Source organism: Enterococcus rivorum, assembly GCF_001742285.1.
In the GTDB taxonomy this organism is placed as follows: Bacteria; Bacillota; Bacilli; order Lactobacillales; family Enterococcaceae; genus Enterococcus_L; species Enterococcus_L rivorum.
In genome coordinates, this window is record NZ_MIEK01000006.1 from 1 (window position 1) to 13,018 (window position 13,018).

Consider the following 13,018-nt stretch of genomic DNA (forward strand, 5'->3'; position numbering starts at 1 on the left):
AAAAGCTCTTTCAAAAGAAAAAACAGAGACGATTTTGATAATAATAGTCAAAATCGTCTCTGTTTTCTATAAATAGTAGTTTATTGTCCCACTCTCTATTTTAGTAACAAAATTTATTCGTTAGTTTTACTTTCACTAGCATTACTTTCTGAACTGCCAGAAGAAGGGGGAGCCTTCTCTTTATTATCATCTGAGCTAGGTTTAGTATAAGATGAACCATTTCCACTACTAAAATATTTGTTCCAGTAAGCAGCATAATTTGCATCCGTTCCACCATAGCCAAATTTGTATTGACTAGCAGGGGCACTGCCTTTTGCATAAAGAGAAACCGTATTTGGACCTGGTGCAGTGCCAGAAGAACCATTGTATTTAAAGGTTCCCGGTTTCTCACCAGTAAAGCTAGAGACAGTTGATTTAATCACATCATCAGATAAAGTGAATTTTTGCCCAATCCCAAAAATTTCTGGGTTAGCATTGTGAATAGCATTTGCTAAATAGGCAAGATACGTCCCACTTTGGATCCCATTGGTATCTGTCATTGCAAAGTTTTCATCGTATCCCGACCAAGAGCTTAATGTCATGGTAGGGGTAGAAACGACGAGCCAAGAGTCTTTAAATTCATCTGATGTCCCTGTTTTCCCAACCCAGTCTGCAGAGGCTAATTGCGGATTAAGGCTTCCAACCACATCTTTGAAAGGTGTAGTTATTTTTGAATTAAGAACAGAGCGCAGTAAGTCATTCATGATACTAGCTGTCGCTGGTGAATAAACTTGAACAGGTTTTTCAGTGTGTTCATAGATGACATTGCCAGCTTTATCGACAATTTTTTGAATCATATAGCCTTGTTGATACGTTCCGTTATTTGCTAAGGTTTGGAACCCGTTGGTTTGCGTATAAACAGTGGTTTCAATTGAACCCAATGGAGCAGATTCTACAGCCCAAGCTATATTTTCAGGATAATTCATTTTACTTAAATAATTATTGTAAACAAAATTTTCATCACCCATTTGCTGTTTTATCGCTTCATTAAGGTGATACGTTGGAATATTATAAGACCATTCCAATGTTGTTCGGACAGTATCAAAGGTATTTGTACCAAGATTTGTAGCATTTTTTAATTCTTGTCCAGTACTATACTTAGTAGGATAATTGGCTAGACGGCTTTCTGAACCAATCATTCCTTGATCAATGGCTGGAGCAAAAACCGAGATTGGTTTGATGGTGGAGCCTATTTGACGTTTGGTATTGAAAGCATGGTTATTTTGACTGTAGCCATAATTTCTACCAGCTACAAACCCAACAATTCGTCCAGTTTTATTGTCCATTAGAATGTTTCCTGTTTCAACTGGGGCTGCACTGTAGGAAGTATCTAACATATAGCCAAAATTAGCTACAGCTGTTTGCATAGAATTATAGATATTTTGATCAATAGTAGATTGAATGGTATAGCCACGGTTTTGAATTTCACGTCTAGCTTGTTCTTCGTATTGACTTAAGCCAATAGTATCCAATTGCTTACGATCTACTCCTGCTTTGGCGATGTTTTTGTCCATAATGACTTTTACAGCTTCGTCGAGAACAGTATAATATAAGAAGCCTTCTGTATTGGTATTTGCTTCCTGTCTTGGTTGGAAGTCTTGGGTCAAATCATAATTTTTTGCCGCTTCATATTCTTCTTTTGTAATAGCTTTTTCTCTATACATACTGAATAAAACAAAATCTTTTCGCTCTAAACCAGCTGAGATGTCTTCTTTCAAATCGCCAGTATTTGTATAAGGGGTATAGACGATTGGACTTTGTGGTAAGCCTGCAATGAAAGCTGCTTGAGGTAAGGAAAGATCAATAGCATTTTTTCCAAATAGTCCTTTCGCGGCTTCTTCTACACCGGCAACATTCTCTCCTTTATTATTTCTTCCAAAAGGAGAAACATTTAAATAAGTGGTCACAATATCATCTTTTGAAATGAATTTTTCAATACGATAAGCAAGCAGAATTTCATTTGCTTTCCGTTTAAAGGTTGTTTCACTGGTTAAAATCTGTTGTTTTACTAGCTGTTGAGTCAGTGTAGATCCACCTGAAGAACCACCGATTCCAGTAGCGTCAGAGACAAGAGCACGAATGACGGCTTTTGGAACCACTCCTTTATGTTCTTCAAAATACTCATCTTCGGTACTAATAATCGCTTTTTTCAAAAGAGGAGAAATTTGATCGCTACTAACTCTTGTTCGAATCAAGTCTGATTTAATAGTGGCGATGTTTGTTCCGTCAGCGTAAGTCATATTTGAGACTTCTGTGATATCGCTAATTTCTTTTTGTAGTTCTTCTTTTGAAGGAGGTTGTGTTCCCTCCACCAAATAAGCAAAGTAACCTAAGCCAATGCCTAGACCTAACGAGCCGGCAAATAGAACGGCGACTACAGCAAAAACAAATAAAGATTGTAAGACGCGTACCACTACATTAGCGATTAAAAAACCTTTTTCAGTATTTTTGTTTTTATGTGAAGGTTGTTCTGTATTACTAGAATTATCATGATTTTCCAAAAAGTTTCACCTCAATACAAATGTATATTCCGTGATATTATAGCAAAAAAAACAAGTAATGAACAGTTGTTCAGTTATTTATGGTCTTTTTATCAAAGAAAATTACATAATCCTTATAAAAAATCAGCTTTCGCCTTTTATTTACTCTTAAAATCAAGTAAGATGGATTAGTGAACACAAAAAAATTTAAGACAATGAAGAATGATTTAGGGGGAAATATGAATGAGTTCAGCTTTTTTTGAAGAGCTTAAAACACGTGGGTTAGTTCATCAAACAACAGATGAAACTGCTTTAGAAAAACAATTAAATGAAGAGTCTGTGAAATTATATATCGGTTTTGATCCAACAGCTGATAGTTTACATATCGGTCATTTGCTACCGATTTTAATGTTAAGACGTTTTCAACAAAATGGTCATGTGCCAATCGCATTAGTTGGTGGAGGAACTGGAATGATTGGGGATCCATCATTTAAAGATGCTGAACGTAGTCTAAATACATTGAATACTGTTCAGGAATGGTCAGATAGCATCAAAAATCAATTGTCACGATTTATTGATTTTGAAGATCAAACAAATCCGGCTATTTTAGCAAATAACTATGAGTGGTTAGGGAAAATTTCTTTGATTGATTTTCTTCGTGATGTAGGGAAAAACTTTACTATTAACTATATGATGAGTAAAGAAAGTGTGAAACGTCGAATTGAAACGGGAATATCCTACACAGAATTTGCTTACCAATTGCTACAAGCATATGACTTTGTTAAATTATATGAAGCTCATGGTTGTTTGTTACAATTAGGAGGTAGCGATCAATGGGGAAATATCACTTCTGGTATCGAATTATTACGTCGTGAGAAAGAAGTTCAAGGCTTTGGATTAACCATGCCATTGATTACTAAGGCAGATGGTACAAAATTTGGTAAAACAGAAGGAAATGCAGTTTGGTTAGATTCAGAAAAAACTTCTCCATATGAATTTTACCAGTTTTGGATAAATACAGATGATCGTGATGCTGTTAAATTCTTAAAATATTTCACATTCTTGTCGCTAGAAGAAATTTCTGCAATCGAAAAAGAGTTTATTGCAGCTCCTGAACAACGTGCAGCCCAAAAGGCTTTAGCGAAAGAGGTAACGATTCTTGTTCATGGTGAAGAAGCTTATCAACAAGCAGTTCGCATTTCGCAAGCATTATTTAGTGGAGAGATTAAAAGTTTAAATGCTACGGAAATTATTCAAGGATTCAAAGATGTACCAACCTATGATGTACAAGCAGATGACAATATGAATATTGTGGAATTGCTGGTAGCTTCTAAAATTGAAGCATCTAAACGTCAAGCTCGTGAAGATGTCCAAAATGGTGCAATCTATATTAATGGGGAACGTGTGCAAGATGTAACCGTTGAATTGACAGATACACATAAAATTGAAAATCAATTTACTGTGGTGAGACGTGGTAAGAAAAAATACTTTTTACTAAAATATTAAAGAAAAATCTCTTTGGAATGGACACAAGTTGCCCTTCCGAAGAGATTATTTTTTTAAGTTTTCTTGTACTCGAAATGCAACGATTTTTTCGATTAAATCAATTGGCAGTTCTTCCGTCACTGGAAATTGAATGGCTCCTTTAGACGTTTTATAAGGAACTAATTCAGCTTGAAAGGTAGTAATTGCTGATGGGGTTGGATAAAAACCAATATGCTTTTTCGCATTTGCAAAATGCACTAAATTTCCATGTAGGTAAAACGTTGGCATACCGTAAGCAATTTTTTCGGTGGCATCAGGAACGATATTTTTGATTGTCTGGTATAATTCGTTCAATTTTAACTGCCGTTCTTTTGGACAAGTGGCAATATATTCTTCAATGGGAGTCATAGTAAATTCCTCACTTTCTTTATTGTGTTAAGTATACCATGTTCTTTTTGTCAGTTCTAAAAAAGCGAAGTAAAAATGAATCTATGATAAAATATGGAAAACGATGAAATGAATGGAGGGGCATTTATATGGAAAAAACAATTGTTGAGAAGTTAAATCTGACGAAGTATAAACAAAAAGTTATTTTAAATAGACCTAATAAAGAGTATTTTTCTGAACTTCAACAGGTACAAGAGGAACTTCCTTTAAACCCAGTAGATTTGATGATTGTTTTTGTGACAAATGCGGAGGAATTCAAATCAATTGTGAGTCAAGTAATCGAGAAGCAACTTTTAGTTAATAATGGACTTCTTTACGTTGCTTATCCCAAAAAGGGCAATAAAAAGTATGAAACGTTTGTTCATCGGGATGAGATATTTCCAACATTGGGTGTGGGGGAAGATGGATACATCGCAGGAACAACATACAAATTCAATCGTATGGTCAGTTTAGATGAGGTTTTTACCATTGTTGGAATCAAGAATAGTGAAAAAAAGGAAACCTCTAAAGTAAGAAATACTCAGTCAGTTAATAATTATGTTGATTTTATCCCACAGGTAGAAGCAGCCCTTTCTTCAAATGAAAAGGTCAGACAGTTTTTTTCTGAATTAACGCCAGGGTATAAAAAAGATTGGGCACGCTATATTTATAGTGCCAAGCAAGAAGAGACACAAGCGAAACGAAAAGTTGAAATGATGATGATTTTAGAGAAGGGCTATAAATCTAGAACACTCTATCAACAGTTTTTAAAAGATAGTGGGGGCTCAGGAAATTGAACGAGATAAGAGAGTATGAGGAAAAAATCGATTCAAAATGGCAGGAAAGTTATTTAAAATTAGCAAAGATCGTAGCAGATAATATCCCAGAAGGTTTTGAATTACAAATGCAATATGGCTTTCCAACGTATGTTGTACCGTTATCAGTCTATCCAGAAGGGTATCTGCATCGGTCAGATGAACCGTTACCTTTTATTAGTTTAGCAGCTCAGAAAAGGCACTTGGCTTTGTATCATATGGGAATTATGGGAAATAAGAAGTTATTAGAATGGTTTCAAGAAGCCTATAAAGAGCAAGTTCCAACTAAATTAAATATGGGGAAAAGCTGTATTCGATTTACAAATCCAGAAAAAATACCCTATGAGTTAATTGGAGAGTTAGTTACAAAAATGAGTATGGAAGAGTGGATTAATGCCTATCAAAAATACAGCGTCGCGAAAAAAACGTCTAAATAGAAGCAAAAATATTGTCAATTTCTTATTTTTCACGTACTCTTTTTGAAGAGAGCAGACTGAAGGAGGAACAAGATGTTAATAGGTTCACATGTAAGTATGAGTGGGAAACCCATGTTATTAGGTGCAGCAAAAGAAGCTGCTAGCTATGGTGCATCAACATTTATGATTTATACAGGAGCGCCGCAAAATACAAGAAGAAAACCAGTTGAAGAGATGAATATCGAATCTGGTCAAGAATTTATGAAAGAACATGGATTAAGTAATATTGTGGTTCATGCCCCTTATATAATTAATTTGGGAAATACAATCAAGCCGGAGAACTTTGGCTTTGCAACAGAATTTTTAAGGCAAGAAATTGAACGAGCTCAAGCGTTGGGAGCTACTCAAATTACCTTGCATCCAGGAGCACATGTTGGCGCAGGGGTTGAAGCGGGCATTAACCAAATTATTAAAGGTTTGAATGAAGTTCTTTGGAAGGAACAAATTCCTCAAATTGCTTTGGAGACAATGGCTGGTAAGGGAACTGAGTTAGGTCGTACATTTGAAGAATTAGCAATGATTATTGATGGTGTGACGTTGAATGAAAAATTATCTGTAACAATGGATACCTGTCATATTAACGATGCTGGCTACAATGTAAGAGAAGATTTCGATGGTGTTTTAACAGAATTTGATAAGATTGTTGGACTGGATCGATTAAAGGTTGTTCATGTCAATGACTCAAAAAATCCGCAAGGTTCTCACAAAGACCGTCATGCCAATATTGGATTTGGTACGATTGGTTTTGATGCCTTGAGTCAAGTTGTTCACCACGAGAAATTAAAAGAACTTCCTAAAATATTAGAAACACCCTATGTGGGAGAAGATAAAAAAACAAGCAAAGCTCCTTATGGATATGAAATAGCGATGCTAAAAGCGAATGTATTTGATCCAAACTTGTTAGAAAAAATTCAGCAACAAGCTTAACCAATCAGGAAAGCAAGAATCTGTTCTTTGAAGTTGAGACAGAAGTCGTTTTGGGGCGAGAAATTGGAACGAAAACCCAGATTTTTGACCACCGTTTATTCGGATTTTGAGGATGAAACAAAACTGATTTTTAGTTTTGTTTCATCCTCTTTTTCTTTTTACTCAACCTTAAATAGGATAATTCACTTTTTTATAGAATTTTTTGTTGAATATGATAAAATAGCTTTTCTTTTAGTGGATTATCTAGTAAAATGATTTCTTGAGAGCAATTTATTAAGAAACGTAGAAAAAAGATTTTTTACCAGAAACACGTTCTTTTGGAAAGGAAAAATTAATAAATTGAAAGTTGAAAAAAGCAAGACAACTAAGCAACGTCTTTTGTGGCGCTTTTTTATTAGAAAGGAGAGATTTATATGTCAACATTTGTAGTAGTTATCATTGCGATTATCGCTTTATTAGTAGGTGCGGCAGGCGGATTTTTCCTTGCTCGCAAATATATGCAAGATTATTTCAAGAAGAATCCTCCCGTTAATGAGGATATGTTAAGAATGATGATGATGTCTATGGGACAAAAGCCTTCTGAGAAGAAGGTACGTCAAATGATGCAACAAATGAAAAACCAAGGGGATAAATAGTTTTTTATTTGTATTCAGAATTCAAAAGCAAAACGGGCTGAATTTTTCATGCCTGTTTTTTTGTATTTAAAATCATAAAAATACGATGGAAGGGGTTCGAAATACTGAATAAATTTAGATAGGAGAGAGTGTGTGTATGTCAATATTCAGAAAATTAGGCTGGTTTTTTAAAAAAGAGAAAAAGAGTTACATTATAGGTGTCTTTTCATTAATCATGGTAGCACTTGTTCAATTAGTTCCACCGAAAGTGATTGGGATTGTTATTGATGAAATAGCGAAGAAGGATTTTACTATGAAGTCGATTTTATTTTGGATTGGTATTTTACTGACTGCAGCTGCTGCACAATATTTTTTCCGTTTCATTTGGCGGACACATATTTGGGGAAGTGCAGCTCGGTTAGAAAAGGATTTACGGAAACAATTATTTCATCATTTTACTAGAATGGATAGTGTTTTTTATCAGAAATACCGAACGGGGGATTTAATGGCTCATGCTACAAATGATTTAAATGCGATTCAAAATGTTGCCGGAGCTGGAATCTTAACTTTTGCCGATTCTATAATTACTGGTGGTGCAACGATTGTCGCAATGATTCTGTTTGTGGATTGGCGTTTGACTTTGATTGCTTTAATTCCATTACCATTGCTAGCGGTGACTTCCAGAGTATTAGGTTCTAAGTTGCACGATGCATTTAGAGAGTCACAAGCAGCTTTCTCTACGATTAATGATAAAACACAGGAAAGTATTACTGGTATGAAAGTAATTAAAACATTTGGACAAGAGCAAGAAGATATTCAAGATTTTACTGGAAAAATTGATGATGCCATTGTAAAAAATAAGCGGGTGAATTTTTTAGATGCTTTGTTTGATCCATTTATTACATTAATTATTGGTGTATCTTATGTTTTAACCATTATTGTAGGTGGCAATTTCATACTAAGTGGGGAAATAACGATTGGTCAGTTAGTATCATTTATTAGTTATATCGGTATGCTAGTTTGGCCGATGTTTGCGATCGGTCGGTTGTTTAATGTATTAGAACGTGGAAACGCAAGTTATGATCGAGTAAATGAATTGTTACATGAAAAAACGCACATTGTTGAAATTGAAAATGCGATTGAAACAACAGCCAAAGGTCGACTTTCAATGAAGATAGCCAAATTTGCTTATCCAAAAGAGGAAATAGCTACGTTAGAAGATATTTCTTTCGCTATCGATGAAGGTGAAACCTTAGGAATAGTTGGGAAAACAGGTGCAGGAAAAACAACGCTATTGAAGTTATTTATGAGAGAATACGACTATTACGACGGTGTGGTTTCTATCGGTGGACAGAATATCAAAAATTATACATTAGACGCATTACTTCAATCTATTGGTTATGTGCCTCAGGATCATTTCTTATTTTCCATGACTGTCCGAGATAACATTCGATTCGCTAATCCTGATTTTACGCAAGAAGAAGTAGAGGAAGCAGCGAAAATGGCCTATATTGATGAAGATATAAAAGCATTTGCTAATAGTTACGATACTCTAGTAGGAGAACGAGGGGTTTCTCTTTCTGGTGGTCAAAAGCAGCGAATTTCGATTGCAAGAGCTTTAATTGTTCAACCAGAGTTATTAATCTTGGATGATGCGCTTTCTGCGGTAGATGCTAAAACGGAAGAAGCAATTTTATCTAATTTGAAAGTTGCTCGTAAAGAGAAAACAACGATTATTGCAGCCCATCGATTAAGTAGTGTGATGCATGCAAAAGAAATTATTGTGTTAGACGATGGGAAAATTGTGGAGCGTGGTACTCATCAAGAGTTGTTAGCATTAGATGGATGGTATAAGCGAATGTGGGATAAACAACAATTAGAAGCTAAAATAGAAGGGAGTGAAGCATAATGGAAAAACATCAATCAGAATGGACCAAATCGATTCCGGTTAAAGAACAAGTCTCAATTGTGAAGCGTCTATTTAAATATGCGCGACCTTTTCGAATGACATTTTTTATTGCAATTCTATTTGCTTTCATTCTTTCGATTATCAATGTATTGTTACCAAGAATCATTCAAACTTTTATGGATAATTATCTAACACCGAAAACAGCTACGAATCAAATAGTTTTCTTTTTTGCTGGCTTGTATTTGTTTGGTGTAATTATTAAAAGTATCGTGTGGTTTTTTCAATGGTTCCTATATTCAACAGCTTCTTTGAAAACCTATCAATTTATTCGAGTCAAACTTTTTGAAAAGTTGCAAACCTTAGGCATGCGGTATTTTGACCAAACACCAGCGGGCTCTATTGTCTCTCGAGTAACCAATGACACAGAAACGTTATTTGAATTCTGGTATGTTTTCTTGATGGTTTTAACGGGGATTTTTGCGGTAACGTCTTCTTTTGTTGGGATGTTTCAAATAAATAGTCAGATTGCTTTTTATTGCTTACTGTTCTTACCAATATTGTTGACTGTGATTTGGTTTTATCAAAGATTCAGCTCTCGTATCTATCGCAATATGCGTGAAAAATTGAGTCAGTTAAATACTAAGTTGAATGAATATATTTCAGGAATGTCAATTATTCAACAGTTTCGGCAAGAAAAAAGATTAGAAAGTGAATTTGAAGCGACCAATCAAGACTATCTAGCGATTCGGTTTTCAATGATTCGAATTAATTCATTGTTGTTAGGTCCGATTATTAATTTCCTTTATACCGTTGCAGTGGCTTTAGTTTTAACACTTTTTGGGTTTGATGCGTTGCATTCACCAATTGAAGTCGGATTAATCTATGCGTTTGTTACCTATGTACAATCTTTTTTCCAACCGATGATTCAAATGATGGATTTTTTAAGTGTTTTTACAGATGGAATCGTTGCTGGCAGTAGAATTCTTAAGATTTTCGATCATGAAGAGCTAACACCACAACAAAATCCTGATGCCAAGGGTGAAATTATTTTAGGAAAAACCGAGTTTCGTAATGTAAGTTTTTCATATGATGGAGAAAATAATGTACTAAACAATATCAGCTTCGTAGCAAGGCCTGGAGAAACAGTTGCGTTAGTTGGTCATACAGGAAGTGGAAAAAGCTCAATTATTAATGTTTTAATGCGTTTTTATGAATTTTATGAAGGTGAAATTTTGATAGATGATCGCGACATTCGTGAGTATTCTTTATCAGAACTAAGAAAAAAATTAGGATTAGTATTACAGGATGCTTTTATGTTCTATGGAGATATTTCAGGGAATATTCGTATGTTGAATCCAGAGATAACGGATCAACAAATTCGGGAAGCAGCGGCCTTTGTTCAAGCAGATAAATTTATTGAAACCTTACCTGACCGCTATCATGCAAAAGTAATTGAACGAGGTGCAAGCTATTCAAGTGGACAAAGGCAACTAATCTCTTTTGCAAGAACAATGGTAACTGATCCAAAGATCTTAGTCCTTGATGAGGCAACAGCAAACATTGATACTGAGACAGAAGGTTTGATTCAAGAAGGCTTAGCCAATATGCGCCAAGGTCGAACAACGATAGCAATTGCTCATAGATTATCAACCATCAGAGATGCGAATTTGATTTTAGTATTAGATAAAGGTTATATTGTGGAGCAAGGAAATCATGAGGAACTGTTAAAGCAAGAAGGCCTGTATTCAGATATGTACAAATTACAAAGTAGTGAAGTGTAACATTTGAGTGAAAAATGTAGTTAAATCATAAAAGATCTTTTTTTGTATTACTTGAAAGATTCTTTTGTAGATATTGAAGAGTGTGAAAATCAATTAGAACGTGACGTGACAAACTGTCTATAACTTTTCTGAGACTGAGAAAAATGTTGTTTTTAGTTGAGAAATATTGAGTTTATATACTTTTAAAGATTATTTATTTGGATTTAGAGGATGAAAAAACAATCAGTTTTTTCATCCTCTATCTTTTATTTGGTAAATAAGTAACTAATAAAAACCTGAAGTAGCTATTTTTGAGGCTTGATTGCACGGATGTGATTGTTTCATTTTTAAGAGAGCATAAAAGCTGATGCAGTGAAAGTTCAATTTGTTCATTCGAAAGAGAAAAATTCGACTTTTTGATAATAAAGTATTTTGATACAATTTACAGACAAGAGAAGGAGGTTTTATTTATGGTTTGGTTGAAAAAAATGATGGTTTTAACAGCTTTGGGTACTTTTACTGGAGTTACTTTACAGAGTAGTGTCGTGATGGCTGAATCTTTGCAAATTGAAAGTCGAAAAGTGATTGGAGAAGATGACAGGTTTCGTATAAGCGATACATCTAAGCAACCCTATTCTAGTATTGCGTATCTACAGATATATACAAGTACTAGTAATTATTCTAGAGGGACAGCGTTTGTAGTTGGGAAAGATACTTTAGTTACTGCAGGTCATGTGATAAAAAATGTGTCTTCAGAATTGCTTGCAAAATCTTTCGTGGCTCCAGGGAAAAATAATGATAAAGAGCCGTTTGGCAGATTCGAGATTGAAAAAATGATTCTTCATGATAATTACAGTCCAAATAAAGATCATGATCTTGCGGTTATTAAAGTTAAGCCAAATAAGAATGGTCAATCCATTGGTGATGTAGTACCGTTACTTTCAATCGCTGATAATGCAAGTGTTACGATAGGTTCAAAAGCTATCATCCCTGGTTATCCGACAGATAGGCGTAAGGAGCTATGGAGTGGAGATGGAGAAATTAAATCGCAAGGAACTTATCGCTTTAGATATGACGTAGACACAATAGGAGGAAATTCTGGAGGGCCAATATTTGATACAAATAATCAAGTAATTGGTGTTCATACAACCTATCATACATGGAATGGGATTGCTACAGAAAATAGTGGATTAAAATTAACTGGCAGTAATTATAACTTTATCGCTAAATATTTGGATCATTCAACAGAACTGAATGATGTTCAAGCACCGAGCCAAGTGACAGGAATTAACGCCAAAAATGTTACCAGTAGCAGTTTGATGTTGTCTTGGGAAGCAGCTACAGATAATAGAGGTATTTCTAAATATGAATTATATGTAGATGGGAAAAAAACTGCCACAACAGCCCTTACGAAGATTGAGTTTAACCGTTTAGTTGCAAATAAAACGTATTCGTTCGCAATTGTTGCAGTTGATGATGCTGGTAATCAATCTCAAATTTCTGAGAGTTATTCAGTGACGACTTTACCGGAAAATGTGGAAGAAAAACCGGAGAAGCCAAGTTCATGGGTATCTACTCAAGTCTATACTTCTGGAGATGTAGTAAGTTATCAAGGACAAGAATATCGTGCAAAATGGTGGACAAGAAATGAGAAGCCTGGGTCAGCAGATGTTTGGCAAAAAATAAGTTCCGGAATTGATAAGTGGCAAGCAGTAATTGCCTATACAGGAGGCAATATTGTAGAACATGAGGGCACATTCTATAAAGCTAAGTGGTGGACAAAAGGCGAAATACCAGGAAAAGCTAATGTCTGGATAAAGCAATAGCAGCTGATATTTATTGAATAGCCAATAAGGTTAGACTGGGTAAAAGTTGTTAGCTTTATGAAATAAGAAGCAATTCATGGGAATTACCAAGAAATACTAAGAAGAATGACTAGATGTTGATTACTAACGAATTGATGTTGATCTATATGTTTTTCGATAACTGATAGGTATCAGAGTAGGGGACGATTCTAAAAATATCAAGTATGTAACTGGACGTGAAAAGTAAATTCTTTAAAACTTCAAGCAGAAGTATAGACAATT

At 34.9% G+C, this 13,018-nt stretch carries 10 protein-coding genes; 8 read left to right on the top strand and 2 right to left on the bottom strand.

What is annotated here, in order from left to right; all coding sequences use genetic code 11:
- Positions 1–113: 113 nt before the first annotated feature.
- A complete protein-coding gene (locus BCR26_RS03100; protein WP_069697511.1) occupies positions 114–2,540 on the bottom strand; it encodes a transglycosylase domain-containing protein in 2,427 nt (808 codons plus the stop codon).
- A gap of 222 nt (positions 2,541–2,762) precedes the next feature.
- Here BCR26_RS03100 and tyrS point away from each other — a divergent pair, with 222 nt between their 5' ends.
- Positions 2,763–4,025, top strand: coding sequence for a tyrosine--tRNA ligase (gene tyrS / locus BCR26_RS03105; RefSeq protein WP_069697512.1), 1,263 nt, complete (start codon positions 2,763–2,765; stop codon positions 4,023–4,025).
- Positions 4,026–4,070: 45 nt separating this feature from the next.
- Here tyrS and BCR26_RS03110 read toward each other — a convergent pair whose 3' ends face one another.
- Entirely contained in the window at positions 4,071–4,412 is a 342-nt protein-coding gene (locus BCR26_RS03110; RefSeq protein WP_069697513.1) for an iron chaperone, read from the bottom strand.
- Between the two features lie 128 nt (positions 4,413–4,540).
- On the opposite strand from BCR26_RS03110, the gene BCR26_RS03115 reads away from it, so the two are divergent.
- The 7 genes from BCR26_RS03115 (at position 4,541) to BCR26_RS03145 (ending at position 12,757) form a co-directional block, all read left to right on the top strand.
- Complete coding sequence (locus BCR26_RS03115; RefSeq protein WP_069697514.1) at positions 4,541–5,227, top strand: YdeI/OmpD-associated family protein; 687 nt, start codon at positions 4,541–4,543, stop codon at positions 5,225–5,227.
- Positions 5,228–5,253: 26 nt separating this feature from the next.
- A complete protein-coding gene (locus BCR26_RS03120) occupies positions 5,254–5,682 on the top strand; it encodes a DUF1801 domain-containing protein (RefSeq protein WP_379962729.1) in 429 nt (142 codons plus the stop codon).
- Between the two features lie 72 nt (positions 5,683–5,754).
- Positions 5,755–6,648: a deoxyribonuclease IV gene (locus tag BCR26_RS03125; protein WP_069697516.1), complete on the top strand. Its 894-nt coding sequence runs from the start codon at positions 5,755–5,757 to the stop codon at positions 6,646–6,648.
- A gap of 413 nt (positions 6,649–7,061) precedes the next feature.
- Entirely contained in the window at positions 7,062–7,283 is a 222-nt protein-coding gene (locus tag BCR26_RS03130; protein ID WP_069697517.1) for a YneF family protein, read from the top strand.
- 136 nt (positions 7,284–7,419) lie between these two features.
- Complete coding sequence (locus BCR26_RS03135) at positions 7,420–9,171, top strand: ABC transporter ATP-binding protein (protein WP_069697518.1); 1,752 nt, start codon at positions 7,420–7,422, stop codon at positions 9,169–9,171.
- Positions 9,168–10,952 carry an ABC transporter ATP-binding protein gene (locus BCR26_RS03140; RefSeq protein ID WP_069697519.1) on the top strand — a complete coding sequence of 595 codons (1,785 nt, stop codon included), beginning with the start codon at positions 9,168–9,170 and terminating at the stop codon, positions 10,950–10,952. The genes BCR26_RS03135 and BCR26_RS03140 overlap by 4 nt, the downstream gene beginning before the upstream one ends.
- A gap of 449 nt (positions 10,953–11,401) precedes the next feature.
- On the top strand, positions 11,402–12,757 hold the full coding sequence (locus BCR26_RS03145) for a trypsin-like peptidase domain-containing protein (protein ID WP_069697520.1): 1,356 nt from the start codon (positions 11,402–11,404) through the stop codon (positions 12,755–12,757).
- Positions 12,758–13,018: the final 261 nt, after the last annotated feature.

Bases quoted from the DNA above. Each gene is read 5' to 3' on its own strand.
- tyrS (WP_069697512.1), top strand. From the start codon at position 2,763: ATGAGTTCAGCTTTTTTTGAAGAGCTTAAAACACGTGGGTTAGTTCAT.
- BCR26_RS03110 (WP_069697513.1), bottom strand. From the start codon at position 4,412: ATGACTCCCATTGAAGAATATATTGCCACTTGTCCAAAAGAACGGCAG.
- BCR26_RS03115 (WP_069697514.1), top strand. From the start codon at position 4,541: ATGGAAAAAACAATTGTTGAGAAGTTAAATCTGACGAAGTATAAACAA.
- BCR26_RS03125 (WP_069697516.1), top strand. From the start codon at position 5,755: ATGTTAATAGGTTCACATGTAAGTATGAGTGGGAAACCCATGTTATTA.
- BCR26_RS03130 (WP_069697517.1), top strand. From the start codon at position 7,062: ATGTCAACATTTGTAGTAGTTATCATTGCGATTATCGCTTTATTAGTA.
- BCR26_RS03135 (WP_069697518.1), top strand. From the start codon at position 7,420: ATGTCAATATTCAGAAAATTAGGCTGGTTTTTTAAAAAAGAGAAAAAG.
- BCR26_RS03145 (WP_069697520.1), top strand. From the start codon at position 11,402: ATGGTTTGGTTGAAAAAAATGATGGTTTTAACAGCTTTGGGTACTTTT.